Genomic DNA, 26,666 nt, shown 5'->3' with positions numbered 1-26,666 from the left:
GACATTGGCGCCGATCAGGTACACGCTGCCGCCGGTGGCGGTCTTGATGGTGCCTTGATTGTCGACGTTGCCGGCGGTTGCGCCGGCGTTGAAGGTCAGGCGGCCCGCCAGGAAATCGCTGTCGGTGATGTTCAATGTACTGGCGATGAAGCGCGCCACGTCGACCACGCCGCCCGGTCCTACCATGATGCCGTTCTGGTTGATCAGCGTGACCGAGCCGTTGGCTTTGAGCAGTCCGTAAATCTGCGAGGGGTCGGTGCCGGTCACGCGCGCCAGGAAGGCGGCAGCGGAATTCGGTTGGCTGATGTCGACCGTGGCGTTGGCGCCGATGCTGAAGCTGCTGAAGTTGCCGATTGCCTGCTGCGTGCTCTGGTTGATGTTGAGCGTGTTGCCGTTTTGCGTGATGGTGGCCGCGCCGGAGGTGATGACGCCGCCGGTGGGCAAGGTGTTGACCGGTGGTGCGGCGGCCAGCGCCGGTACATTCCACGCCGCGCAGATGGCGGCGGCCGTCATCGAGATACGCAGCGAATTGCCGAACATGGCCCGCCACGAACGGCGCAGCAAACCCGTCAGCAACACCGGTACCGGCTTGCGCGGACGCCAGCTCATCGTCAGCCGGCGATTGCCGACGCGCATCGTGAACGATGGCGGCTGCAGTTCGACGCGCGCTGCGTCCTTGCTTGCTACGGCCTTTTGGCCCGGATTATTCATGTCAGAACCCCAGTGTCGCGCTTACATGCGCATTCAAATCGCCACGCTTTTCCGTCAAGGATGTGCCGGAGATGGCGACGCGCGCCACATCCAGCTTCACGTTGAAGTCCCGACCCAGGGCATAGCGCGCGCCAAAACCCAGGCTGGCGACGGTCATGCTGGAGGGGATGCCGCTGCTGCCGACGTTGCTGTTGTGGCCGCGGCCGATATCGTAAAAACCTAGCAGGCGCAGGTTGCCCTTGCTTGCCAGTTCCGGTGTATAGACTTCGGCGTTGACGATCACGCCGCTGTCGGCAGCCACTGCACGTTCGGTAAAACCGCGCACGGTGGTGGCGCCGACCAGGCCGAATTGTTCCGCCGACACCAGCGGGTTCGGCGCATATTGCGCGCTGGCGGCGATGCGCATTTGCCAGTCGCTGGCGAAGCCCTTGAAGATCGATCCGCCGCCGCGCACGACGATGAAATCGTCGACGGTGTTGCGGCTGCCGGGCGTCAGGTAGGAATAGCGATCGACGCGATTGCCGCCCTGGGTATTGGTGTAAGCCGTGCCTGTGGCCCAGTTGCGCGCAATGCCGATGTTGTAGTCGATGCTCTGGCTGACGCCGCGCGTCTGGCCGCTGTAGGTTACGCTCAATGGCATAGTGGTGTAAGGCACGCACGACGCGATCAATGGCGTGGGAGGTGCAATGCTCACTTCGGTGCCGCCGAAGCTGCAACGCGAATCGATCTTTTTATAGTCGACGCCGAACACCAGCTTGGTGCTGGTTTCGCCTTCGCGCGCGAAGAAATGGTTCCAGCGGAAGCCGTAGACGTCGCCCTTGCCGGTGAAGCCCAGCACGCCGCCCAGCGTCGGCGATCCGCCCGGCGTGTTGACGCTGGATTTACCGTAGATGAAATCGAGGCTGTCGCCGATGCTGTACAGCGGAATGCGATAACCGAGCGAATAGATATCGACCTTGACGCCGTGCGGGCTGTCCGGCGACGTGGTGTAGGCCAGGGTGCCGACCTGGTCGCGGTCGAACAGGTTGGCATGCTGGATCGCCACGCCGGTGCGCCAGTTGCCGGTGCTGGCGGCGCCGGTGTTGTCCAGCGTCAGGAATACGCGCAGCGGGTCGTAGTCGGTCACTTTGATTTCGGCGTCGATCTTGCCGTCTTCTTCCGAGGAGCTCAAGGACACGTTGATTTGCTTGGCGGCGCTGTCGTTGCTCAGTTGCACGGCTTCGGATATGGCGCGCAAGTTGGGCGTCTTGCCGATCTCGAGCGCCGGCACGCTGGCGCGGATATTCTTTTCGCTGAAGTGTTTGTTGCCGGTGACGGTGACGTCCTTGATCATGTTTTCAGTCACCTGAATCCTGACCACGCCGCCGGTGAGTTCCTGCTCGGGCACGTAGACCTGCACCGCGCTGTAGCCTTCCTTGCGGTAGGCGTTGTCCAGCGCTTCCAGCGCCTTTTGCACGTCGCCGTAGACGCGGCCGGAACCGGTCATCGGCGCTACCAGACGTTGGATTTGTTCCGCAGACAAGAGCGTATTGCCCTCGACCTGGAAGCGTTCGATGGTGAAGCTGTCCTCGGCAAGCGCACTGACGGCTGCAACCGTCAATGTCATCCCCAATAAGCACTGTAATAAACGTTGTTTCATTTTTATATCGTTCTCAGGACGACAGCCGCCGGGCGCTGGCTGCCTTGCGGCAACAAGCCTGACGTCGTCTCGATTTATGATGAATTCCCTGCCCTCTTTCGCCGCGCATCCGCGATGCATCCGGCTTGCTGCTGTACTGCCTGCTGCATGCGATACCTGGCCCATACCCGGCATCGCACACTATTACGAATGCTACGCTCGCAACGACAGCCGGAAGACGCGAGTATCGCGGGATTTCCAGCCTTGTTTATTCTTCGGAGAGTTTGTTGTACGACGGCAATTGTCATCGCCGCCTGTGCTGTATCGATCTCGCGGATTTTTTGTTCTTCTTGCGCGAAATACTGCCGATACAAATCACGTTGCGACGAAAATCACCGTGCCCGCGCCACCCGCCCCGAACAGCGCGACATACTGCGGAGTATAGATAGAGAGCCTATTGCCTGTCGACAAAAATCCGCAATATGTCGTATCGGTTTTCGCTTATCTGACAACGGCCTGTCAACATCATTTCCATGCAGAAATAAAATAATGAAAGTCTTGCCAGTCGGGCACTACAAGCCTTGTCACTTTGTCTCGAAAGTTGTCACGCCATCCCAATCTGCAGGCAGGGGATGCGCGCGGAAGTAGGCGATGCGTTGCAGGTAGAGATCGTACAGACCGTGCGATTGTTCTTGCTGTAAGGCAAGGATAATCTGCTCGGCCTGGTCCCATTGTTGCTGACGCACGAAGGCGAGCGCCGCGGTCCATTGCTCGAGTTGCCCGCGCTGCGCCGGTGTCAGTTCCGACGCCAGTCCGAGCGGCTCGAAAATCGGCACCGGTTCGTTCTTGCCCTTGACGCGCACGCTGTCGAGCTCACGATAAGCGAACTCCGGCGCTGCGTCGCGCGTGGCCACGCCAACCAGCACGCCGACGCCGTAGACCTTGGTGATCGACTCCAGGCGCGACGACAGATTGACGGCGTCGCCCATCACCGTGTACGCCTTGCGGATCTTGGAGCCCATGTCGCCCACGCGCATGTTGCCGGTGTTCAGGCCGATGCCGATCTTCAGCGGCGGCCAGTTGCGCTTGGCGAATTCTTCGTTGAGCACGATACAGCTCTGCTGCATCTTCAGCGCCGTGGTCACCGCGCGCGCAGCGTGGTCCGGCAAGGCGATCGGCGCGCCCCAGAACGCCATCACGGCGTCGCCGATGTATTTGTCGAGCGTGCCGCGATTGCCGCGGATGTCTTCCGACATGGCGGTAAGGTAGGCGTTGATGTATTCGCGCAATTCGTTGGGCTGCAGGCCTTCGGAGATGGTAGTGAAGCCGCGCACATCGGAGAACATCACGGTCAGTTCGCGGCTCTCGCCTTCCATGTTGTAGCTGGCGGGATTGGCGGCCATTTCGGCGACCAGCTCGGGCGCCACGTATTCGCCGAACAGATTGACGATGGCGCGGCGGTTGCGGTATTCGAACAGGTAACCCCAGCCCAGATTGCAGATGAACAGCGCGGCGATCAGGATCAGCGCGGTCGCCATCGGCAACACCAACCCGCCACTGTCATACAGCCAGAAGTTGAAAGCGCCGATGCCGAACGCCGTGCCCGCCGCCAGCACAATGGCCCACAACGGCCCGAGCAAGGGCAACAGCAAACCCAGCACCAGGCCGATGAGGGCGATCTGCACGACGTTGAAGCCGACCGAGAATTCCGGCTGCTGTTTGAAGTCGCCGTCGAGGATGGAGGCGATGATGTTGGCGTGGATTTCCACGCCGGGATAGTTCGGGCTCACCGGCGTGGCCCGCAAGTCGTACAAGCCCGGCACCGTGGTGCCGACCAGCAGGATGCGTCCGGCCAGATCGTTCTTGGGAATGCGTCCCTTGAGGATGTCCACCGCCGACACATAACGGAACGCGCCGCCGTGAATGCCGCCGCGGCCGCGATAGGTCACCAGCGTGGTCAGATGGCGCTCGACCGGGATGAAAGTCGGGCGCGGTTTGGTGTCGAGCGCGATCGATTCCAGCGCGCCGTAATCGCGCAACTGCTGATCCGACATCACGGCATCCTGTTGCAGGAAGATCGGCTTCATGCGCGTGGCGCCGAGCGCCGAGCGCGCGCTTGCCAGCGCCAGCGATTCGTAGAAATTGTCGCCCACTTGCGCGATCAGCGGCACGCGGCGGATCAGGCCGTCGCTGTCGAGCAGCGGGTTGAAGAAGCCGCCGGCTTCGGCAGCCTGCTGCAACTGCGGCAGGTTGGCGCCGTAAGCTTTCCACCTGGTGACGTCGAGACGGCGGCCGCCCAGTGCGGCGGTGGTGAAGACCGGCTTGGGCAGCTCGCCCTTGGCGATGGCGTCTGGTTCATTGGAGAGGTTGTAGCCCATCACCACCGGACGGCCGTTGATGGCTGCCGCCATGCGCGCATCGAAATCCAGCTTGGGCTTGAGCGCCTGCAATTGCTGGCCGAATTGCGGCAGCGATTTCAGTTCGCTGTGGGCGAGGCTTTCGAGGGTGGCGTAGCCGGAGCTGTTGTCGGGTTCGGCGAACAGCACGTCGAAAGCGACGGTCTGCGCTTCGTAGCTGTCGGTCATCTTGCTGATCAGCGCGGCGACGACGTCGCGGCTCCAGGGCCAGCGGCCGATTTCGCCGATGCTCTTTTCATCGATGTCGACGATGATGATGCGGGGATCGGTTTCGACCTTGGCGATGCGCATGCGCATGTCGTAGAAGAACAGGTCGATGCGGTCGGTCAGCAAGCCGGGCAGATAACCCATCACCTGCGCGCCTGCCGCCAGCGTCAATACCAGCGCCAGCAACCAGCGCGCACCGTGTTTTGCGAAGAGACGACGCACCACAGCTTTCCCCTGAGATTTATTTGTTGCGATGATGCCAGCAGTCATGGCGAATCACAACGTGATTCGCAGAGAAGCACATTGCAACAACAGTCATCTCACGCGCCGTCGTCCTGACGAAAGTCAGGACCCGGCGACATTGAAAGCTTCAGGAGAGGCTTGAAAGGATGAACGACGCTGGGTCCCAGCGTGCGCTGGGACGACGGCGTGTTTTTTTATGCGTCAGAGCGCGTTAAGAAAATTTCCGCACAGCATCTAATGCAAGACCGGACCCGATGCTGCCAAACAGGTCGCCTTCGACTTGCCGCGCGTTCGGCACCAATGCCGCGATACGACGGCGCAGCAACTGCACGCCGCTGGAGCCGCCGGTGAAGAATACCGAATCGATTGCATCGGCCTTTACGCCGGCGTCGCTCAGCAGCTTGCCGACGGTTTGCTCCACCGATTCCACCAGGTGATCGATGCTGGCGTCGAAATCGGCGCGATGCAATTGCAGCGACTCCGGCGGGCGCAGACGATCGAGCTCGAGCGTCACCGATTCGCCGGCGGACAAACCGATCTTTGCGGCTTCCACCTGCAGCGCCAGCCAGTGTCCGGCGCGCTGCTCGACCAGGTCGAGCAGGCGCGCGAACTTCTCGCGCTCGCTGACTTCGCGATAGACGTCCTGCAATTGCTGCCAGGCCTTGCGCGTGTAGATCAGGTTGATGGTGTGCCAGGTCGCCAGGTTGAAGTAATAGCCGGACGGCACTTCGCTGTTGCTGGTGAGCTTGCTGCCCAGGCCGAGCAGCGGCATGACGCTGGCCAGGCTGAGGTATTTGTCGAAGTCGGTGCCGCCGATGTGCACGCCGCCGTTGGCGAGGATGTCGTCGCGGCGTTCTGCCTTCTTGGCGCGCTCGGGCGACAGGCGCACCAGCGAAAAGTCGGAGGTGCCGCCGCCGATGTCGGCGATGAGCACCAGCTCTTCGCTGGCGATGGTGGATTCGTAATCGAAGGCGGCAGCGATCGGTTCGTACTGGAAATCGATGTGCTTGAAACCGACCGCGCGCGCGATCTCTTCGAGCGTGTCTTGCGCCAGTTGATCGGCGTCGGCGTTGTCGTCGACAAAATGCACCGGACGCCCGAGCACCACGCTGTCGAAGCGGCGGCCGGCGGAACGTTCGCCGCGCTGTTTGAGTTCGCCGATGAATTGCGTCAGCAGCGCGCGAAACGGCAGCGCGCGGCCGCCGACTTCGGTCTGGCCGTCGATCATGCCGGAACCGAGCAGGCTCTTGAGCGAGCGCATCAGGCGACCTTCGTAGCCGGACAGGTAGGTCGACAGTGCAGCGCGACCGTAACTGAACTCATTTTCGTCGGCGTTGAAGAAGACCACCGATGGCAAGGTCATCTTGCCGTCTTCCAGCGCCAGCAAGGATGGTTGTCCCTGCCTGCTCCATCCCATCGTGGAATTGGACGTCCCGAAATCCACGCCGCAAGCGTCTGACATGCTTATCCCTGCCGTATTTTTGCAAAGGCGGGATGATATAGAAAAGCACGGCCTGTGTCTGTAGTAAAGCGGATACCTTGACGGCAACTTTCCGCATTACGGGAAAATTGCCTAAATAACAAACAAAACCCCGTGCGAGAGACTTATTTTGGGGCGAAGGTGATCCGGAAGCTCGCGCCGGGCATCGTATTTTCCGCCCGGAGCGTCCAGCCGTGCGTCCGTACGATTTCTTCGCAGATCGACAAACCCAGCCCCGCACCTTCATCGCGCCGATGCGCGCCACGCCAGAAACGTTTGAACAGCATCGGCATGGCGTCGGCGGCAATGCCGTCGCCGTGATCTCTGACCGTGATGCCTTGCCGGTTGATATCGATATCGATGGCGCTGCCGGGCGGCGCGTGATGAATGGCGTTTTCGATGAGGTTGCGCAGCAAGACGAACAAGGCGCCGCGATCGCCGGCGACCATGACGAGCTCGTCGTTGGCGACACCGACCACGTGCACATCGCGTCTCTGGGCAAGGCGCTCAAGTTGGGCGGCGGCTTCGGCGGCGATGTCCTTGACGTCGATCTCTTCCATCGCGTAATTCTGGCGCTCGCTGGCTTCGGCCAGATGCAGCAGCTGATGCACCTGGCGCGCCATGTGATCGAGATCGCGCAGCAAGGCGCTGCGGTCCTGGCCGTCGCCGCTCCCGCCATCCAGTTCGATCTGGCCGCGAATCAGCGCCAGCGGCGTCTTCAGCTCATGCGCCGCCGTGGCGAGAAATTCGCGCTGCACGCGGTAGCCGTCGTCGAGCCGTTGCAGCGCCAGGTTGAAGGCGGTGAACAGCGGCGCAAGCTCGCTCGGCACGCCTTCCAGCGACAGCCGCGCCGACAGATTGTCGACCTGGATTTGCTCCGCCGCAGCCGACGCCTTGCGTAGTGGTTTCAAGGCGCGATGCAACGTCCACACCACGATCAGACTGAACATCAACATGGCGACGATGGCGGCGGCGATGACGATTTTTTGCGTCTTTTCGCTATCGCTGTCGATGATGACGCGATGCATGCGCTCGCTGCGCATCAACTGCACGTAGAACTGCCGGTCCTCATGCGTGAACGGCAAGGTGATCACTTGCAGCACGCCGGCGCCGCCAATTATCTGGAAGCGACTGCGCCCCGGATCAAAGTCTTCGCCCTGCGGCGCGTAAGCAGTCGCGCCGCTGTCGGATGACATCAGCACCGCGCCATGCTGGTCGAGGACACGGTACACCGCATCTTGCTGGAGCACGCTGTAGACCGCCGTCATCCTTTGATTCAACTTCACGCGGTCTGGCATGCCGGCGGCGTTGAAATGCAGGCCGCTGACGATGCGTTCAGCATTGCGGCTGAGTTCGAGGTTGACCAGCATATTCGGCCCCCAGCGCAGCAACAGGGCAAACGCCAGCACGATGATGCCGCTGATGCACGTCAGCACGATTGCGGCAGTGGTCAGTAATCGAAAGGACAGGCTTTTCATGATGAGAGCTGGGCTTGCTTTTCGGCGTCCACCAGCGCGTAGCCGTGGCCGCGGATATTGGCGATCTGCAGCGTGGAGTCGATGGCGGCGAGTTTGCGGCGCAAGCGATGCAGCGCGACGTCGAGCGCATTCGGCGTGACCGGTTCGGACAAGCCCCACGCCGCCGCTTCCAACGCGGAGCGTCGCACCGTCTTGCCGGTAGCGCGCACCAGCACCAGCATCAATTGCATCTCGGCGGCGGCCAGCGATACCGATTCGTCGCCGTGACGCATGCAGCCGGCGTCCGGTTCGATGCACAGACCTGCGAATTCGGGAGAAAGACTTTGCAGCTGCGAGGGCCGCCGCATCAGCGCCCGCACGCGCGCCACCATTTCTTCCATGGAGAAGGGCTTGGGCAGATAATCGTCGGCGCCCGCCTCCAGGCCGGATACGCGGTCATGCAAGGCGTCGCGCGCAGTCAGCATCAGGCACGGGGTAAGCACGCCGCGCGCACGCAACTGCCGCACCAGATCGAGGCCGTCGCCGTCGGGCAGGCTGCGATCCAGCACCAGGACCGGATACGCCATTTGTGCGCAACCATCGGCGGCATGCGCGATGGTGGCGTAGACGTCGGTCTCGATGCCGGATGCGGCCAGCGCTTTCACGATCAACGCTGCCATCCGTTCATGATCTTCCAACAGCGCGATGCGATTCATTGCAACCTCAGAGTCCAGAACTCATTTCATAAATACCCGTGAGATGCGTTTGCCCCGGAAAGGGCGCTGGCAAGGCGGGCGACGCGTCGCGTAGCGGTGCTACGCGCAAGGAGCACAACGCAGCCAGCGCTCTTTCCGGGGCAAACCCTTCGGGAACGTCCTGTTTGGGCGTATTGCAGCGTTGCGCCGCTTGCCAAGGGTACCACCCTTGGCTGCGCGACACGCCTTGCACTACCTCCCAAACAGGATCGTTCGCACTCGCGGCTATTTATGAAATGAGTTCTAGAATTTGTAGATATAACCCAGCCGCAGTCCCGGCGCTGTCGAACGGTCCACCAGCGGGCTGTCGGTGATGCCGCTGCCGTAGTGCGTCACGCTCAGGTCGAGGAACATCGATTGCGCCTTGGTCAGGCTGTAGTCGGTACGCAATCCTACACTGGCATTGGTGGTCGACTTGCCGGTATAGGCTGCGCGCGTCGAACTCACCTCCGTCGACTTTACGCCATAGTAGTAATTGACGTAGTCGTTATTCATCCAGGTCACGCCCAGATGCGGCGTCAGCTTGACGCGACCGACGGTGAAGCCGCGCTCGGCGCCCAGCTTGATGGTCTGGCCGTTGCTGTTGCCGGCGGCCTTGAGCCACTCCAGAGAGAACTTGGCGAACGGGGCGCGCCATTCCGCCGCGCCGCCCAGCCAGAAACCGTCCTTGCGCTCATCCATGCCGTTGAGGATGGTAGCGTCGCCGGACTTGTAGCCGTCGTTGGAGTATTTGGCGCGCAACGAAAAATCGAACTGGCTGACCGTGCCCAGCTTGAAGTCTGCCGTCGTGCCTGCAACGCGGAAATGTTTGCTGTTGTACAACAGGATAGGCAAGGCAGAAGTCTTGTTGCCGTAGCCGCGATATGGGCTGCGCTGGATGCCGACGCCTAGGCCGAGGCCCCATGTCGTTGCGTCGGCCTGGGGATCTGCCTGGCTGTCGGCATTGGCGTCGATGTTGCCGATGACGTCTTGCGCCTGCGCAAAGGACGCGCAGCTGGCTGCAACGCCGAGGACGAGGATATTGAGGAAAGACTGGTAGTACCGCATGAAGACTCCCGGATTCGGATGCATCGTGTTGGAAAGGAATAGTGCGACACGATGATCCGGCAGGGAGACTTACTGTTCACTTACCGCCCGTTTTGTACCAGGCAGCCGGCTGCTACTTCTTGAGCAGCCCCAGCGCCATCAGGCTCTGCGCACTCGCCACGATGGCTTCTTCGTTCGAACGCGGAGTCCAGCCCAATACGCGGCGCGCCTTGTCGTTGCTGACCTGGCGCACCTTGCCCAACTCCGGCACCACCAGCGCCACCGAACGGTCCAGCAGTGCAAATACGCGCAACAGCCAGTCCGGCAGCAGGCGCGTCGGCACGCGTGCGGCGGCCTGGCCCAGCCGCGCTTTCAACATGCGCGCGACTGCCTGCAGGGGGATGCTCTCGCCGGCAACGGCAAGGAAGCGCTGGCCCTTTGCCGCCGGGTCGGTCATTGCCAGCAGATGCAACTGCGCCACGTCGCGCACGTCGACGATGCTAAAGGTGATGCGCGGCAGGCCGGGCATGGCGCCGTCCATCAGGCGCTTGATGATTTCGATCGAGGTGGAGACATCGGCGCCGAGCGCCGGACCGAAGACGCCGACCGGATTGACCACCGACAACTCCAGCGCGCCGCCTTCGCGCGCGATGAAATCCCAGGCGGCGCGCTCGGCCAGGGTTTTGGATTTGTAATAGGCGGCCACTTGCGGCGCGTCGGGATTGGTCCAGCTCTCTTCGGTGAAAGGCTGCGACGTGACCGGCACGCCGTAGCCGACGGCGGCAAAGGACGAGGTCAGCACCACGCGCCGGACGCCGGCGTCGCGCGCGGCACGGAGGACGCGCAGCGTGCCTTCGCGCGCCGGCACGATCAGATCGTCTTCGTGTTTCGGCACGCTGGCGGGGAACGGCGAGGCAACGTGCAACACGAAATCGCAGCCCGCCACGGCCTCCGCCCAGCCGGCATCCTTGAGCAGATCGGCGGCGGCGAAGCTCAGTCCGGCATCGGATTGCACGCCGCCGGTTTTCAGCATCGCGCGCACCTCGGCTTCGCGGGGCAATGAACGCAAGGTGGTGCGCACGCGGTATCCCGCCTCCAGCAATTGCAGGATGCAATGCACGCCGACGAATCCCGCGCCGCCGGTGACCAATACCAGTTTCCCGTTTGTACCATTCGTACCATTCGCACCGTTCGCCATGATTTTCCTTTCAGTGTTGGACGCCGCGGAATTTCGCTGGACGTCGGATCACAGGGATACTAAGCTTGAAGTCAGGTTGAAGGTCAAGCAGGCAAATCAGGCACACAGATCAAACGCACGGACGATCCCATGAAAATCAGCGAACTCGCAGAACAAACCGGGCTAACGGCGTCAGCCATCCGCTTTTATGAACGCAGCGGCCTGCTGCCGTCGCCCGAACGCGGCAGCAACGGCTACCGCAGCTATGCGGAGATCGACGTGCAGCGCGTGTACGTGATCCGCATTGCGCAGAGCCTGGGCTTTCCGCTGGACAGCGTGCGTATCTTTTTCGACGCGACGCCGGCCGGGCCTGACGACGGGACCCTGCAAAGCGTCGACGACCGGCTGCGCGAGATGGACAAGATGATTGGGGCATTGCAGACCCAGCGCCAGGACCTGCGCATGATGCGCGCGACGCTGATCGAAAGCTGGGCGACCGGCGGTTGCATCGATCCTTCGGCCATGGCCAAACGCATGAAAACGCAATTGCATACGCCCGGTGGGCGACCGGTGAAGAAACCGGCGCGCTAAGCCTCCGCGCGGCTCAGGTCGAACTCCACTTCGCGAACACTTCCGCCGCCCAATCCACAAACACGCGCAGCTTGGCGCTGAGATGGCGGTTGGGCGGATACACGATGTAGAGCGGATGCTTGTCGCGATGCCAGTCTTCCAGCACCGGCGCGAGCATCTTTTGCCGGATATACGGACGCGCCATGAAACCGAAAGTCTGGCCGACGCCAAGACCGGACAGCAACGCCGTCATGTGGGCGGTGCTCTCGTTGACGGCGACGGCGGTCGCCGCATGCATCTCCAGCGTTGCGCCATCGCGCGCGAACAGCAAGGGAAACGGCCGGCCGGTCAGCGATGAAAAATAACCGACGATATCGTGACTCTGCTCCAGCTCGGACGGATGTTTCGGCTTGCCGCGCGCTTTCAGATAGGCGGGCGTCGCGCAAGTGACGTAATCCAGTTCAGCGATCCGGCGCGCCACCAGCGTCGAGTCCTGCAGGGCGCCGCCGCGGATGACGCAATCGACGGCGTCGCCGACCATGTCCACCGCACGATCGCTGACGCCGAGATCGAGCTGGATGTCGGGATAACGCTTGCGGAAATCCGGCAGCGCCGGGATAAGGATCAGGCTGGCCAGCGAGGAACCGATGTCGATGCGCAAGCGCCCTTTCGGCTGCGCCCGCGCACGGCCGGCGGCGGCGTCCATGTCTTCCAGCTCGCCAATCAACCGCAATGCGCGCTGATAGTAAGCGGCGCCTTCCGGCGTGACGGTGACGCGGCGCGTGGTCCGTTGCAGCAGCTTGGTGCCGAGATGGCTTTCCAGCTCCTGGATCAGTTTGGTGACGGTGGGCTTGGGGATGTCGAGCGAATCGGACGCCTTGGTGAACGTGCCGGCTTCGGCGATGCGTACGAAGACGCGTAAGGCTAACAATTGATCCATTCCCTCTTCCTTTGCCTGTTTGCAGCGAGTCTGTCAGCAGACCATTATTCATACACAGAAATTATTATTTAATAAATAGCATATTTATTTATAAAATAGATAGTTATATCGTTCTCCTACACCCCGGGCCTGTTAGCAATTAGTTTTCGAGTGCGAACGCGCGGCAGGCGTTGACTGCCTAGGCGCAGCGACGCGACGTAGCGGTGCTACGGCAAGGAGCTGCAACAACGGCAGGCGACGCCTGCAGCCGTTCCCGAAGGGTTGCTGGCAGAAATCGCGCTAGCGGCGTTGCATGGCTAGCAGGTGGGCCCACCACCTGCTACGCCACGCGCCTTGCCAGCACGATTTCTGCCAGCAACGCACCTCGAAAACTAATTGCTAACAGGCCCCCACCACTCCCAAGGAGAACGAAATGAGCAAGAAACTGGACAACAAAATCGCCCTCGTCACCGGCGGCACCAGCGGCATCGGCCTGGCAACCGCCAAGGCTTACGCAGAGCAGGGCGCGAAGGTATTCATCACCGGTCGCCGTCAGGCGGAACTGGATGCAGCAGTCAAGGCTATCGGCGACAATGCCGTCGGCGTGCAGGCAGACTCCACCAAACTGGCGGACCTCGATCGCGTGTTCGACGTGATCCGCACCAAGGCCGGCCGTCTCGACGTGCTGTTTGCCAACGCCGGCGGCGGCAACATGCTGCCGCTCGGCCAGATCACCGAAGAACATTTCGACGAGACCTTCAACCGCAATGTGAAAGCCGTGGTCTTCACCGTGCAGAAGGCCTTGCCGCTGCTGTCGCGCGGCGCATCGGTGATCCTCAGCGGATCGACCACCACCACCATGGGCACCGCCGCCTTCAGCATCTACAGCGCCACCAAGGCCGCCGTGCGCAATCTGGCGCGCAGCTGGACGCTGGACCTGAAAGAAGCCGGCGTGCGCGTGAACGTGATCAGCCCCGGCCCGATCCGCACTACCGGCCTGGTCGAACTGGCCGGCAATGATCCGGCGCAGCAACAAGGTTTGCTGGATTACCTGGCAAGCCAGGTGCCGATGGGCCGTGTCGGCGAACCGGAAGAAATCGCCAAGGCGCTGGTGTTCCTGGCCTCGGACGACAGCAGCTACATGAACGGCGCCGAGATGTTCGTGGATGGCGGCATGGCGCAGGTGTGATGACCGATGGGTTCGATCCTATTTGGCAATGGCGCAGCCGTGGTCGAGCAAGACCTCGGCGCTGCCGTGCTCGCTTTTGTCGAAGTTGACCGGCATGTTGATCAGATAAAAGCCTTCGTCGCCGCCGTCGAACCGGGCGCCGGTCAGCAGCAGCGATTGCGCGCCCATCGAGGTCGCGGCGTGCGCACTGCGCGCAGCAGCCAGCTTGAACGGATTCTGCGTTTGCAAGGCGTCGCCGCTCAACCGCATGACCGAGTAGACGTGGCCATCGAGCGCCAGCGGCATCCACTTGCCGAGCGGATCGCGCCGGTGCGCCGACAGCACCTGCGGCAAGTCGGCGCGCATGCAATCGATATGAATATGCAGCTGCAACTGGCTGCGTGCTGCCGCCGAGTTGACTTCCAGCCCGATCTGGCTCGGTTCCAGCGGGCGGCCGAGCGCATCGCCGACGCGGTGGCGCTGCTCCCAGGCGTATTGCCAATAATTCGGCGCATCGGCCTGCAGCAACTCGCGGCTTTCAATGCCGGACAAGCGCACCGTCGGAATCAGCAGGTATTGCGCCGCGCCGACGATGTCCTTGAGGATGATGAAGCCGCGTTCGCGATCGACCATGGCGCAAGGCTTGGGGTCGCCGGTTTTTTCGCTGTTGGGCACGCATTGCTGGCTGACGATTTGCCACAGCGCGTCGGGGTTGGCCGCTTGTACTGGTGCGGCCGATATCGCCAGAAAACATGACAACGCACAAGCAAGTGCGGCAAAGGAAAAGAAGCGCATAGTGAATAGTGTGTGAAGAGTCGCGGCGACTTTACTCTAGCCGTCGGATATGTCGCCGTAATTACAGCAAGGTACATCATCTCCGGCCCCAATAAAAAACGCCGGAACGATCCGGCGCTTTTTATTTCTCGATATCTTTGGCAGCTTGCACCAGGCACTTGGACAATTTGTCGAAGTGCAGCCAGGCAGCCTGGCTCAGTTCCACCTGCTTGCGGCGCGGATCGTCGGTATCGGCCAATACGATCCAGCCTTTTTCGCGCATGGACTTCAGGCGCGTGTGCAGCATCGCCGGCGAACCGAACTCGCTCTGCGCCATCAGGTCGCGCACGGACAAGCGCTGCTGCTCTTGTCCTGCCTGCGCGATGAATGCAAGGATGCGGTCTTCCAGCGGATCCAGCGACGACAGCGACGGCAAGCCGCGCAGCGCGTTGGCAAGCTGAAGAAAGCGCAGGTAGATATCTGCGGGACGGGCGGGTTTATCCATGGCTACGATATTTGTCTTGGTATATAGCAGGCAGAAATGTTTTAGCTATTTTTGAAATATGTTCTTAATTTCATAACGAATGATACGCCAATGCTGCGATAATTGGCAATTCGGGCTCGATACGGCCGTCAGATACGCGGCGATTTAGCCACAGGTATTTCCGTACGTCACAAAATGCACATAAAAACTGCGTAACATACGCGCCGTTATGGACACCAATCCTCCACCGACTTCCCGCCTGCGTCTCGGTCTCGCTACGGCAAGCCTGACCGCCGTTTGCTATCTGCTGTCCTACATGGCGAACGACTGGCTGTTCAAGCAAACCGAGTTCACGCAGGGTATTGCCTGGATCTACCTGCCGGCGGGAGTGCGCCTGATCTGCACGCTGCTGTTCGCCGAGGCGGCGCTGATCGGCATCTTTGTCGCCTCCCTGCTCGCAGCCTGCCTGTACAACCTGTTTCCGGGCGATCCGGTCACCACCGCAGGCTATGCAGTGATTTCCGCACTGGCGCCTTATCTGGCGTATCGCTTCACACTGGAAGGCATGGATCTGCGGCGTTCGCTCACCAATCTGACCACCGCACGCCTGATGTTGTGCGTGCTGATCTATGCCTTGTCCAACCCTCTTCTGCAACTGATCTGGTTCGCCTTCCGCGGCGTTTCGTACCACTTCTGGGCGGGCCTGATCGTCATGTCGATCGGCGACCTGATCGGCTCGCTGATCGTGGTCTACACGATCAAGACTTTATTGTCCTTCATTCCATTGCCTGATCGTTAAGATTTTTCTCGCGTGCTCGTTGTAATACGCACGAAATAATTCCCCGCTACGCTTCCGCATCGTTATAAAAATTATAGCGATAAGCCATTTGTATATCTGCAACGGGAGCAAGCATGCGTAGCTGGGACGAACCCAAAAAACGGAAGGCCCGCGTCGAGATCATTCCGATGATCGACGTGATGATGTTCTTGCTGGTCTTTTTTGTACTGATCAGCCTGAACGTGATTCCTGCGCTCGGGCTCAAAACGCATCTGCCCAGTTCCAGCACGGCGCAGGACCTGAAGCCGCAAGCCAAGGCCGTCATCACGATCGGCCTGAAGGATGTGATCCAGGTCGACGGCGTCGATACGCCGCTCAGCGGCCTGATCGGACGCCTGAACGAGATCCGCAAGGACGGTGAGAAGCTCAACGTCATCGTCAACAGCGACCGCGGCGTGGAAGTGCAGCGCCTGGTGGATGTGATGGATGCGTTGAAGCAAGGCGGTTTCGATTCCATCGCCATCGCTACCCGTAAATCATGATTACCGCCGCTCCGCCGCTACTGTTCCGCTTCCGCGAGACCGTCGCCGCCATGCCGTCGGTACTGGCGCTGATTGCGCTGGCATTGCTGGGCGTGCAGCAGACCGTCAAGCTGGTGCAGCATACCGACGAGACGCCGGTGCAGATTTCGCTGATGTCGCCGGAGCCTCCTGCCCCTGTTCCGGAAACGCCCAAACCGGTACAACCGCCGGAGCCGCCCAAACAAAAGATCGTGCAGCCGCCTTCGCCGACGCCCAGACCACAGGCAGCGCCGAAGCCCTTGATGAATTCGCCGGCCCCAAGCACGCCTGCCGCGACAAGCACGCCGGAGCTGCCGGCAACAGCGCCGCGCACCGCAGAGGCGGCCCCCGTTGCACCAGCGCCGGCGCCTGCGCCGCCTCCGGTTCCGACGGCGCCGGTCAAGCCTGCTGCCGCAAATGTCGAAGCGGAATACGTCGGCAAGCTGCGCGCGCATCTCAACAGCATCAAACGCTACCCGACGGGGCGCGAAGCCAGCCAGCTGCGTCCGCAGGGCAAGGTCCGCCTCTGGTTCATCCTCAAACGCGACGGTTCGGTGGTCGATGTCGGTATCGACTCATCCTCGAATTCGATGCTGCTTGATGACGCCGCACGCAAGACCATCAATCGCGCCAGTTTCAGCGCCTTCCCCGAGAACACCTGGGCAGGCGAGAGCACACACCGTTTCACCGCAGAGCTGGAATTCATTCCGGGCGGCTGAGGCCTCAGCCGACGGACATCCACGCATTTTTACTACAACGCCAATACCACCTTCAGGGGAGTAAGAACATGCACCACAAACTTAGCCGGCTATCGCTGCTGATCTCCGGCATCTTCATGGCATCCAGCCCCATCGCTTACGCTGCCGACGACACCACCGAAGTCGGCAAGGTGACCGTGCAGGGTTCTGCCGGCACGCCGCAAGCCACCGGTCTGATCCAGGCCGAAGAATCGCCCAAGGCGCGCAGCTCGGTCAATCGCGATTACATCGAAAAGCAAAGCGCCACCGGCAATCCATACCAGATGATCAATCTGTTGCCGGGCGTGAATACTTATGACCAGGACGGCACCGGCCTGTTCGGCGGCAATATCCGCGTGCGCGGCTTCAACAGCGACCAGCTCGGCTTCACCATCAACGGCGCGCCGGTCAACGACTCCGGCAGCTTCGCCGTCTATCCGCAGGAATACACCGATGCCGAAAACCTGTGCGACGTCTTCGTCACACAAGGCTCGACCGACACCGAAGCGCCGCACGTCGGCGCCTCCGGCGGCAACATCGGCATGACCTTGTGCAGCCCGGAAGATGAACGCCGCTTCCGCGTCTCCACCATCTTCGGCTCCAACAATCTGCGCAAGCAGTACGTGCGCGTGGATTCCGGCAAGATCTTCGATGGCAAGTTCAAGTTCTTCCTGTCGTATTCGAACACCACGGCCGACAAGTTCAAGGGCCAGGGCGGCGCCGACAAGCAGCACATGGATTTCAACAGCAAGCTCGACCTGGGCAGCGGCAGCTTCATCGACGGCAGCCTGATGTACAACACGGCCGTCAACAACAACTACCGTTCGCTGACCAAGGCGCAAATCGCCCAGTTCGGCCGCGACTACGATTTCGGCACACGTGCTCCGGTGCACCAGCCCGGCGTCAACGGCACTGCGCAAAACGATTCCAACTACGCAGCCAACGCCGGCATCAACACCGGCAACAAAGATTTGTACTACGGCTACAACCTCAATCCATTCCGCAATTACCTGGCGACCGTCAATGCTCACTTCCAGTTGACGCCGACCTCCAGCGTCGACGTCAATCCTTACATGTGGTACGGCTTCGGCACCGGCGCCAACCAGTTGCAGACACTGACCGAAGGCAACGCCGGCAACCTGCTGGGCGGCGGCGTACGCGACATCAACGGCGACGGCGACACGCTCGATACGGTGTTCGTCTATGAAGGCAGCCGCACGCGTACTTATCGCCCGGGCGTGACGCTGAAGTACAACCAGCAGATCGACAACCATCGCCTGATGTTCGGTTATTGGTACGAGCGTGCTCGCCACCAGCAAACCGGCCAATTCTCGACCATCGACAACAACGGCAATATGGCCGACATGTGGCAGAACAATCCTGGCGCCTGGATCAAGAACCAGGACGGCACTTACGTCCAGTATCGCGACACGCTGACCATCAGCACCGGCAAGTCGGCTTTCGTGCAAGACAGCATCAGCATGCTGCAGGACAAGCTGAACCTGCAACTGGGTGCGCGCTACTCCAGCATCGACCGCAATTTCACCAACAATCCCAGCCAGAGTGCGACCGGTTTTTACACACTGCAAAAATCGTACTCGGACTTGCTGCCCAGCCTGGGTCTGAAGTATCAGCTGGATCAGGCGCGCTCGGTGTTTTTCAACGCGGCCAAGAACTTCAAGGCGCCGGGCAACTTCTCCTACTTCGGTCTGCTGTCGGGCAACACGATCGTCAACGGAGTATCCACCGGCGGTACGGTGCGCAACGTGCCGGTCGACAAGGAAACCTCCTGGAATTACGACCTCGGCTATCGTTACTCGACCGAAAAAATGACCTTCTCCAGCTCGGTGTTCTACATCGACTACACCAACCGCATCGCCTCGTCGTATAACCCGGATACCGGCAACCGCACCGACTTCAACGTGGGCGATTCCACCTCTAAGGGTTTCGAGCTGGAATCCGGTTACGCGCTGACGCGCAATCTGGCGCTGTACGGTTCGCTGTCCTACATCAAGAGCAAGATGAAGCAGAACATGCGCTGGGACGCGACCAACTCGCTGCCGACCGCCGGCAAGGAATTCCCCGACACGCCTAACTGGCTGAGCGGCCTGAGCCTGCAATATGCGCAGGACGGCTGGTACGTGTTCGGCCAGGCCAAGTACACCGGCCGCCGTTATTCCACACTGGTCAACGACGACGCGCTGGGCGGCTACACCTTGTTCAATGCCGGTGCGGGCGTGACCTTTCCGTCGGCGGCATGGATCAAGAAGCCGACCGTACGTTTCAACGTCTCCAACCTGTTCGACAAGCAATACCTGAACATGAGTTCGAGCAGCGGCAGCCAGTTCACCACCAATGCACAAACCATCGGCAGCATCGCCGGCACGGCGCCGTCGTTCTATGTGAGCGCACCGCGTACGTTCTCGGTCACCCTGACGGCGGATTTCTAATCGTCAGTTTCTGCGGGCGACGGGTGCAAACCTGTCGCCCTGAACATCTGCAAGAGAGGCAATCATGAACATGCAAATACTCCACGAAGTCGCTTTTTACCTGATGTACGCCTGCGCGGCGCTGGCCATCTTCGTGATCGTCGAGCGCGGCCTGTTTTTCGGTTACACGCTGCGCCAGGCCATCGGGCTGGAAAAGGCCATGACGCACGCCGTGCAACACGTGCGCGAATTGCCGGACGAGCTGCGCTCCCGCGCCAGCCTGCCGTTGGCGCTGGTGTCGGAAATCCTGGCGGAAAAGCATCATCTTGATTCCGACAAGGATCTGGAAGACTTCAGCGAATCGGTCTACATCGCCAATCGCGGCGCCGTGCAGGAACGTCTGTGGATTCTCGATACGATCGTCACCGCCGCCCCGCTGCTGGGACTGCTGGGCACCATCCTCGGCATCATCGATACCTTCAAGGCGCTGGCAGTCTCCGGCGTGTCCGATCCGGGCCAGGTGTCGCAAGGCATCGGCACCGCGCTCTATGCGACGGCGCTCGGCATCGGCATTGCGGTGGTCGGCATGTTCTTCTTCAACATGTTTCAGGAACGCATCGAGCGCATCAACGATCATCTGAAAGTACTGATGCTGCGCGCCTGCGTCGGCCGCATTGCCGGACAGGATCAACCGCAGCCGCACAACGGCAAGCTGCACGTTGCCTGACCGAATAATCCTCCATCACCCCACTGACATGCGCTCATTGCATAAACTCAATCAACTGCTCTGCACTCTCGGCGTCGCGCTTGCCTTGCACGGTAACGCCAGAGCGGAGTTCGCCATTCCAGGTTTTGAACTGGTCCACACCGTGCCGCAGGAGACCGCACTTGCCACGCCCGACCTGCGCGATGCAGTCACGGTGTGGAATGGCATGTTCGATGCCGCACAGCGCGAGATCGTGTTCGGCCAGTTCTACGTCGCCGGCAAGCCGGGAGAAGCGCTTGACGGCATCATTGCGCATCTGGCTGCTGCAGGACAGCGCGGCGTGAAGATCCGCTTCCTGATGGAAAAAAAGGGCGAGTTTGCTTCCGACCAGGCCACCATCGACCGGCTCAGGCAGATTCCGAATCTGGAATTCCGCCAGCTCGACTACGCCAAACTGACCGGCAACGGCATCATCCACGCCAAGTATCTGGTGGTTGACGGCGAGAGTGCTTATGTCGGCAGCCAGAATTTCGACTGGCGTTCGTTCAGCCACATCCACGAGACCGGCCTGCGTATCAGCGACGCGACGATTGCGAGACAGGTGCAGCAAATCTTTGAAACCGACTGGCATGCGCAGGAGCTGGTCGCACAGGGCAAGCCTGTTCCCGTGCTCAATACCGGCGTGGTTCCGGCCGACGACAAACAGGCCGCATACCTGGTCGCCAGTCCCAATGCCTTCAACCCTGCCGGCGTAGGCGATTCGCAAACCGAGCTGGTGCGCTTGCTGGCGGCGGCCAAAACCGAGGTGCGCGTGCAACTGCTCGACTATGCGCCGCTCAGTTACGGCCCCAACAAGACGCGCCCTTACTATGCGGTGATCGACAATGCGATTCGCGCGGCGCTTGCGCGCGGCGTCAAGGTCAAGCTGATGGTGTCGAGCTGGAATACCGAGCAGCCGGCGATCCGCTACCTGCAAAGCCTGGCCGTATTGCCGAACATGGAAATCCGTATCGTCACCTTGCCGCAGGCGTCGTCGGGCTTCATTCCGTTCGCACGCGTAATCCACACCAAGTCCATGTCTGTCGACGGCCGGGTCGCCTGGATCGGCACCAGCAACTGGAGCGGTGGTTATCTCGACAATTCACGCAATCTGGAAGTCGTGATCCGCAACGAGAAGATGGCCAGACGCGTGGCCGAACTGCATGAGCAGACCTGGAGTTCGCCTTACGCCCAGCCTGTCGAGGTGCTGAAAAACTACCCGCGGCCGGTAAAGGGAAAAGAGCAGCCCGAACCCTGAAGGGAAAGTTGCGCTACATTGGAGGCTCAGTCTATTCAGCATGACGGAGCCTCCATGAATCCCATCCCCACCATCACGCTCAGCAACGGCGACCGCGTGCCCGCCCTTGGCCAGGGCACCTGGAACATGGGCGAGTCGGCCGCCCGCGCCGCCGATGAAGTCCGCGCCCTGCAGCACGGTATCGAACTCGGCATGACGCTGATCGACACCGCCGAAATGTACGCCGACGGCGGCGCCGAAAAAGTTGTCGGCCGAGCCATTGCCGGCCGCCGCGACCAGGTCTATCTGGTCAGCAAGGTGCTGCCGTTCAACGCCTCGCGCCAGGGCACCGTCAAGGCATGCGAAGCCAGCCTGAAACGCCTGGCGGTTGATCGCATCGATCTCTATCTGTTGCACTGGCGCGGCACGCCGCCGTTTTCCGCCACTATCGAGGCCATGGAAACCCTGATCGATCAGGGCAAGATCGGCGCCTGGGGCGTGAGCAATCTGGACAACGACGACATGGCCGAATTGCTGGAGCAGGACAACGGCCATCACGTGCAGGTCAACCAGGTTTTGTACAACTTGTCGCGACGCGGCATCGAGTTTGATCTGCAGCCTTATTGCACCGAACGGAACGTTGCCGTCATGGCGTATTCGCCCATCGAGCAAGGGCGCATCCTCAAGGATCCGACGCTGGCAGCCGTCGCCAAACGCCACGGCGTCACGCCGGCGCAGATTGCACTGGCGTGGACGTTGCGGCGCCCGGGCGTGATCTCGATTCCGAAGGCGTCGACCTTGCAGCATGTGCAAGACAATCGCGCGTGTCTGGAGGTGAGCTTGAGTGCAGCCGATCTCGCCGAGCTTGACAAGGCCTTCCCGCCGCCGAAAAAACGCCGTCCGCTGGAGATGCTGTGAACATGTGCGGAGATCGAATCGGCAAGTAATCGCTCTCTGCAGATGCAGCGGATTCAAAAGCAAGCGGCGGAGTGTTGCCGCAATGTCTTCTTCCTACACTGTGCGACTGGCATGTGAAAGGATGAATCGATGAACACCGTTGTGGAACGCTCCAACACCATCGCGCAGCGCGCCCATGCGCTGCACTGGCAAGAAATCGGCGCCGAGCTGAATCAATACGGCTGCGCCCGCTTGCCGGCGCTGCTGACTATGCACGAATGCGACGCGCTGATTGCGCGTTATGCCCGCGATGAAATCTACCGCAGCCGCGTGGTGATGGAACGCCACGGCTTCGGGCAAGGGGAGTACAAGTATTTCAGCTACCCTTTGCTGGAAATCATCGGCGAATTGCGCAACGCCTTCTACCCGCACCTGGCGCCGCTGGCCAATCGCTGGAACGAGGCGATGGGTATCGAGGTGCGCTATCCCCCTGCGCATGCGCAATTCATTGCGCGCTGCCACGCCGCCGGTCAGTTGAGGCCGACGCCGCTGATCCTCAAATATCAGGCGGGCGACTACAACTGCCTGCATCAGGACTTATATGGCGAACATGTCTTTCCGATACAGATGGCGATCTTGCTGTCTGACCCGGGACGCGATTTCAGCGGCGGCGAATTCGTCATGACGGAGCAGCGTCCACGCATGCAGTCGCGCGCCGAAGTGGTGCCGCTACGCAAGGGCGACGCGGTGATATTCGCCGTCAATGAACGGCCGGTGCAAGGCACGCGAGGGTTTTACCGGGTGAAGATGCGTCACGGTGTGAGTCGCTTGCGGTCCGGTCATCGCTATACGGCGGGTGTGATTTTTCATGATGCGCTGTGAGGGAAACCCTCACATGAAATAAAAACGGCACTCTCGCAATGAACGAGAGTGCCGTGATGTTGCTGCCTGTGGCGATCAGGCCGACTTGATGTTGTCCGGCGACAGCGGAATCTTGCGTACGCGCTTGCCGGTCGCGGCAAACAAGGCGTTCGCCACCGCCGGGCCGACCAGAGCGGTCGCCGGTTCACCGATGCCGCCCGGCTTCTCGGTGCTCTTGACCAGGGTGACGTCGATACGCGGCATCTGCGACATGCGGATGACCGGATAGTCGTGGAAGTTGGTCTGCTGCACCCGGCCCTTGTCGAGCGTGATTTCGGCGCCTAGCGTGGAAGACAGGCCGAAGGCGATGCTCGACTGCAACTGCGCTTCGACCGTGTCGGGATTCACCATCTGTCCGAGATCGGCGGCGACCCAGATTTTATGCACGGTGATTTCGTTGTCTTTCACCGATATTTCCGCGACCTGCGCCATATAGGTGTCGTAGCCTTCCATCAGGGCGATGCCGCGGCTATGTCCTGCCGGTAGCGGTTTGCCCCAGCCGGCTTTGGTCGCCGCGATCTTGAGCACGTTGGCATAGCGCGGTTGCTTGTCGAGCAAGGCCAGGCGGTATTGGTAGGGATCCTTGCCGGCGGCGGCGGCCAGCTCGTCGATGAAGCTTTCGTTGGCGAAGGCGTTAAGCGCATGGCTGACCGATCGCCAATAGCCGACGCGCAAGCCGCTGTCGTGTTCGATCAGTTCCTGCGTCATGTTGGGGATGTCGTAGCCCACCACGGAGGCTTCCGCCATGAAGGGATCCAATGTGCCCTTGGGCAGGCCGAAGGCGCGTTGCGTCACCGACTGCGAGGTGAGCTGGAAGGTCAGCGCCACCGGCTTGCCGGACGCATCGAGTCCCGCCGCCATGCGGTGGAAAGCCATCGGCCGGTAGAAGTCGTGCGTGGTGTCGTCTTCGCGGCTCCACAGCAGTTTGACGGGTTTGCCGACGGCTTTGGAAATCTCCGCCGCCTGCACCGCGAAATCATATTCCAGACGCCGGCCGAAACCGCCGCCGAGGAAGGTGGTCTTGACGGTGACGTCTTCCGGTTTGAGTCCCAGCGCTGCGGCGACATTACCTTGCGTACCCTGCTGGAATTGCGCCGGGCCGACCACCAGGCATTTGCCATCCTTGTAATCCGCGGTGAAATTCTGCGGTTCCATGGTGGCGTGCGCCAGCAGCGGCGACCAGTATTCGGCCTGCATGGTCTTGGCGGCGGTCTTCATGGCGGTGTCGGCATCGCCGGTTTTCTTGATCGGCGTCGGCGTATCTTTGGCATTGCGGATGCCTTCCATCATCGAGGCATTGTCGATCTTCGCGACTGGACCTTCATCCCAGGTGATGGTCAGCGCTTCGCGGGCTTTTTTTGCATGCCAGTAGCTGTCGGCGACCACGGCGACGCCGTCGCGAATCTGTACAACGTCGATCACGCCTGGCATGGCCTTGGCTTTGCCGGCGTCGAAGCTGGTGACTTTGCCGCCGATGACCGGGCACTGTTCGAGCGAGGCGTACACCATGCCCGGCAATTTGACGTCGATGCCGTAGACCGCCGTGCCGTTGACTTTCGAGGGCGTATCGAGACGCTTGGTGGCCTTGCCGATGATCTTGAAATCTTTAGGATCCTTCAGGACGACGTCTTTCGGCACCGGCAGTTTCGAAGCGGCATCCGCCAGCTCGCCGTAGGTCGCCTTGCGTCCGCCCGGGCCGATGACTTTGCCGTTGCTGACACTCAGTTTATCGGCGCTGATCTGCCACTTTTCTGCAGCGGCGCTGACCAGCATGGTGCGCACCTGGGCGCCGGCCACGCGCAGTTTTTCCCAACCTTCGCGCACCGAGGTCGAGCCGCCGGTGAGCTGGCCGCCAAGCAGCGAATTGATATAGACGTCGCCGACCGGCGCGATTTCGACTTTGACTTTGCGAATGTCGACGTCGAGTTCTTCGGCAATCAGCATGGGCATGGAGGTATAGACGCCCTGCCCCATTTCCGAACGCGCGGAAATCAGCGTAATGGTGTTGTTGTCGGCAATGTGCACCCAAGCGTTTGGCGTGTAGAGCGTACCGGCCGCCTGCGCTTCGCTCACTGCGCCGGGCAAGCTGACGCCCAGTGTCAGACCGCCGCCGACGACGGCCGTCACCTTGAGAAAATCACGTCGTGTGGTTGTCATGGTGATCTCCTCAGGCCTTGCGCATTTCCGCGGCAGCGCTCTTGATGGCGGCGCGGATGCGGTTATAGGTGCCGCAGCGGCAGATGTTGCCGCTCATGGCGTTCTCGATGTCGGCGTCCGACGGATTTTTGTTGGTGCGCAGCAGCGCCGCGGCACTCATCAGTTGACCCGACTGGCAATAGCCGCATTGCGGCACGTCATGCGCAATCCAGGCTTTTTGCAGAGGATGGGAATTGTCTTTGGAGAGGGATTCGACGGTGGCGACCTTCTTGCCGGCGGCTGCCGATACCGGTGTCTGGCAGGAGCGTATCGGCGCGCCGTCGAGCTGCACGGTACAGGCGCCGCACAAGGCCATGCCGCAACCGAACTTGGTGCCGGTGAGACCGATTTCATCGCGGATCACCCATAACAGCGGGGTGTCCGGTTCCGCCTTGACTGTGACTTGCTTACCGTTGAGGTTGAAGCTGGTTGTCATCTTTTAACTCCTCCGACGTCCTGTTGGGTAGAACATCGGGGAAGACGCCAATCCGTCCGGATGTCCGTGCCTGGCGCGCTCGAGAGTAATGCGGAGAATGTGGCGATTGCGGATTTCGCAAGCTGTTCTGCACCGGATCCGTCTCGATTGCGTTTGCAGATAATAGGCTTATCCGGAAAATTTTGCAGGGAGATTTTTCCGCTATTCCCGACGAAATACGGCGCTGGTGGCGGATTCCCGGATGGAAGGGTATTGGATGGCGATTCCTGGAGTTACCTGTCCGGTTTATTTTTTGAGGTTGGCGGTGAAGTTTTGTAATTGGTTTTAGTAAGGCGGCCGGCTGGCTGCGATTTTTGATTTGGAATGATTTGCTTGTGGAATGAAAAGAAGGATTGAGACGAACTGTTGATTCAAATGCGGAGTTCAGAATATCGGGGCAGATCCTTGGTGGCTATTGAACATTAAAGAATGCGCACAAGGAATGCGGTTGCCAACTGCGATGTCCCTCAGAGCGGAGCCAGAAGTCTTCAGAAGGAAGAATGATGGTGAGATAGTGAGCCGGGATCTGTCGCCGGCAAGATGATGCAGATTAAAGCTGGAAGAAGGTATAGCCAAGGGCGGATGTTGCCGATGCTTGAGAAGCGAGTGAGGCGATGAGTGGTCAGCGGGGTCTTGCGAGGGAGAAGGGTTGCGATGATTTGGAGTGGCGATCGGCGAGCGCATA

Annotated in this window: 23 protein-coding genes; 10 read left to right on the top strand and 13 right to left on the bottom strand. The window is 60.9% G+C overall.

Annotation, left to right across the window (positions count from 1 at the left end):
• From AKL25_RS23205 to AKL25_RS23170, 8 genes are all read right to left on the bottom strand, one after another.
• Positions 1–711, bottom strand: a 711-nt coding sequence (locus AKL25_RS23205; RefSeq protein WP_157050741.1) for a two-partner secretion domain-containing protein, incomplete at its 3' end; no start/stop codon positions are given.
• Position 712: 1 nt separating this feature from the next.
• Entirely contained in the window at positions 713–2,350 is a 1,638-nt protein-coding gene (locus tag AKL25_RS23200) for a ShlB/FhaC/HecB family hemolysin secretion/activation protein (RefSeq protein ID WP_420840729.1), read from the bottom strand.
• 563 nt (positions 2,351–2,913) lie between these two features.
• Positions 2,914–5,178: a CHASE2 domain-containing protein gene (locus AKL25_RS23195; protein ID WP_050480075.1), complete on the bottom strand. Its 2,265-nt coding sequence runs from the start codon at positions 5,176–5,178 to the stop codon at positions 2,914–2,916.
• Positions 5,179–5,407: 229 nt separating this feature from the next.
• Positions 5,408–6,658 carry an Hsp70 family protein gene (locus tag AKL25_RS23190; protein ID WP_050480074.1) on the bottom strand — a complete coding sequence of 417 codons (1,251 nt, stop codon included), beginning with the start codon at positions 6,656–6,658 and terminating at the stop codon, positions 5,408–5,410.
• A 143-nt stretch (positions 6,659–6,801) separates the two neighbouring features.
• Positions 6,802–8,154 (bottom strand): sensor histidine kinase, encoded by a 1,353-nt coding sequence (locus AKL25_RS23185; protein WP_050480073.1) that lies wholly within the window; start codon positions 8,152–8,154, stop codon positions 6,802–6,804.
• Positions 8,151–8,849 carry a response regulator transcription factor gene (locus AKL25_RS23180; protein ID WP_050480072.1) on the bottom strand — a complete coding sequence of 233 codons (699 nt, stop codon included), beginning with the start codon at positions 8,847–8,849 and terminating at the stop codon, positions 8,151–8,153. Before AKL25_RS23180 ends, AKL25_RS23185 begins: the two co-directional genes overlap by 4 nt.
• A gap of 282 nt (positions 8,850–9,131) precedes the next feature.
• Positions 9,132–9,935, bottom strand: coding sequence for a MipA/OmpV family protein (locus tag AKL25_RS23175; RefSeq protein ID WP_050480077.1), 804 nt, complete (start codon positions 9,933–9,935; stop codon positions 9,132–9,134).
• A gap of 112 nt (positions 9,936–10,047) precedes the next feature.
• Positions 10,048–11,112 (bottom strand): SDR family oxidoreductase, encoded by a 1,065-nt coding sequence (locus AKL25_RS23170; protein WP_050480071.1) that lies wholly within the window; start codon positions 11,110–11,112, stop codon positions 10,048–10,050.
• A gap of 129 nt (positions 11,113–11,241) precedes the next feature.
• Here AKL25_RS23170 and AKL25_RS23165 point away from each other — a divergent pair, with 129 nt between their 5' ends.
• Entirely contained in the window at positions 11,242–11,682 is a 441-nt protein-coding gene (locus AKL25_RS23165; RefSeq protein WP_050480070.1) for a MerR family transcriptional regulator, read from the top strand.
• A gap of 13 nt (positions 11,683–11,695) precedes the next feature.
• Here AKL25_RS23165 and AKL25_RS23160 read toward each other — a convergent pair whose 3' ends face one another.
• The gene (locus AKL25_RS23160) at positions 11,696–12,601 is read right to left on the bottom strand and encodes a LysR family transcriptional regulator (protein ID WP_050480069.1); all 906 of its coding nucleotides are present in this window, start codon (positions 12,599–12,601) and stop codon (positions 11,696–11,698) included.
• Positions 12,602–13,013: 412 nt separating this feature from the next.
• On the opposite strand from AKL25_RS23160, the gene AKL25_RS23155 reads away from it, so the two are divergent.
• Positions 13,014–13,769 carry an SDR family oxidoreductase gene (locus AKL25_RS23155; protein WP_050480068.1) on the top strand — a complete coding sequence of 252 codons (756 nt, stop codon included), beginning with the start codon at positions 13,014–13,016 and terminating at the stop codon, positions 13,767–13,769.
• 18 nt (positions 13,770–13,787) lie between these two features.
• Here AKL25_RS23155 and AKL25_RS23150 read toward each other — a convergent pair whose 3' ends face one another.
• Positions 13,788–14,543, bottom strand: a complete 756-nt coding sequence (locus tag AKL25_RS23150; RefSeq protein ID WP_050480067.1) for a CDP-diacylglycerol diphosphatase — start codon at positions 14,541–14,543, stop codon at positions 13,788–13,790.
• Between the two features lie 121 nt (positions 14,544–14,664).
• Positions 14,665–15,027, bottom strand: a complete 363-nt coding sequence (locus tag AKL25_RS23145; protein ID WP_050480066.1) for a transcriptional regulator — start codon at positions 15,025–15,027, stop codon at positions 14,665–14,667.
• Positions 15,028–15,235: 208 nt separating this feature from the next.
• Between AKL25_RS23145 and AKL25_RS23140 the strand changes: the two genes are divergently transcribed.
• The 8 genes from AKL25_RS23140 to AKL25_RS23105 all read left to right on the top strand — a co-directional run bounded on the left by AKL25_RS23140 (position 15,236) and on the right by AKL25_RS23105 (position 23,271).
• Entirely contained in the window at positions 15,236–15,805 is a 570-nt protein-coding gene (locus AKL25_RS23140; protein ID WP_050480065.1) for a hypothetical protein, read from the top strand.
• Between the two features lie 113 nt (positions 15,806–15,918).
• The gene (locus AKL25_RS23135) at positions 15,919–16,326 is read left to right on the top strand and encodes an ExbD/TolR family protein (RefSeq protein ID WP_050480064.1); all 408 of its coding nucleotides are present in this window, start codon (positions 15,919–15,921) and stop codon (positions 16,324–16,326) included.
• Positions 16,323–17,063 carry a TonB family protein gene (locus AKL25_RS23130; RefSeq protein ID WP_050480063.1) on the top strand — a complete coding sequence of 247 codons (741 nt, stop codon included), beginning with the start codon at positions 16,323–16,325 and terminating at the stop codon, positions 17,061–17,063. Before AKL25_RS23135 ends, AKL25_RS23130 begins: the two co-directional genes overlap by 4 nt.
• 68 nt (positions 17,064–17,131) lie before the next feature.
• Positions 17,132–19,531, top strand: a complete 2,400-nt coding sequence (locus AKL25_RS23125) for a TonB-dependent receptor (protein WP_050480062.1) — start codon at positions 17,132–17,134, stop codon at positions 19,529–19,531.
• A 64-nt stretch (positions 19,532–19,595) separates the two neighbouring features.
• Positions 19,596–20,237, top strand: a complete 642-nt coding sequence (locus tag AKL25_RS23120; RefSeq protein WP_050480061.1) for a MotA/TolQ/ExbB proton channel family protein — start codon at positions 19,596–19,598, stop codon at positions 20,235–20,237.
• Positions 20,238–20,265: 28 nt separating this feature from the next.
• The gene (locus AKL25_RS23115) at positions 20,266–21,513 is read left to right on the top strand and encodes a phospholipase D-like domain-containing protein (RefSeq protein WP_050480060.1); all 1,248 of its coding nucleotides are present in this window, start codon (positions 20,266–20,268) and stop codon (positions 21,511–21,513) included.
• A 54-nt stretch (positions 21,514–21,567) separates the two neighbouring features.
• Positions 21,568–22,410 (top strand): aldo/keto reductase, encoded by an 843-nt coding sequence (locus tag AKL25_RS23110; protein ID WP_050480059.1) that lies wholly within the window; start codon positions 21,568–21,570, stop codon positions 22,408–22,410.
• Positions 22,411–22,539: 129 nt separating this feature from the next.
• Entirely contained in the window at positions 22,540–23,271 is a 732-nt protein-coding gene (locus tag AKL25_RS23105) for a 2OG-Fe(II) oxygenase (protein WP_050480058.1), read from the top strand.
• A gap of 75 nt (positions 23,272–23,346) precedes the next feature.
• On the opposite strand, the gene AKL25_RS23100 is transcribed toward AKL25_RS23105, so the two are convergent.
• Positions 23,347–25,467 carry a xanthine dehydrogenase family protein molybdopterin-binding subunit gene (locus AKL25_RS23100; protein ID WP_050480057.1) on the bottom strand — a complete coding sequence of 707 codons (2,121 nt, stop codon included), beginning with the start codon at positions 25,465–25,467 and terminating at the stop codon, positions 23,347–23,349.
• 10 nt (positions 25,468–25,477) lie between these two features.
• Positions 25,478–25,942, bottom strand: a complete 465-nt coding sequence (locus tag AKL25_RS23095) for a (2Fe-2S)-binding protein (RefSeq protein ID WP_007875955.1) — start codon at positions 25,940–25,942, stop codon at positions 25,478–25,480.
• Positions 25,943–26,666 lie beyond the last annotated feature (724 nt).

The sequence above is a fragment of the Herbaspirillum rhizosphaerae genome (genome assembly GCF_001189965.1).
In the GTDB taxonomy this organism is placed as follows: Bacteria; Pseudomonadota; Gammaproteobacteria; order Burkholderiales; family Burkholderiaceae_D; genus Herbaspirillum; species Herbaspirillum rhizosphaerae.
This window is presented reverse-complemented; position numbering and strand designations above follow the sequence as displayed.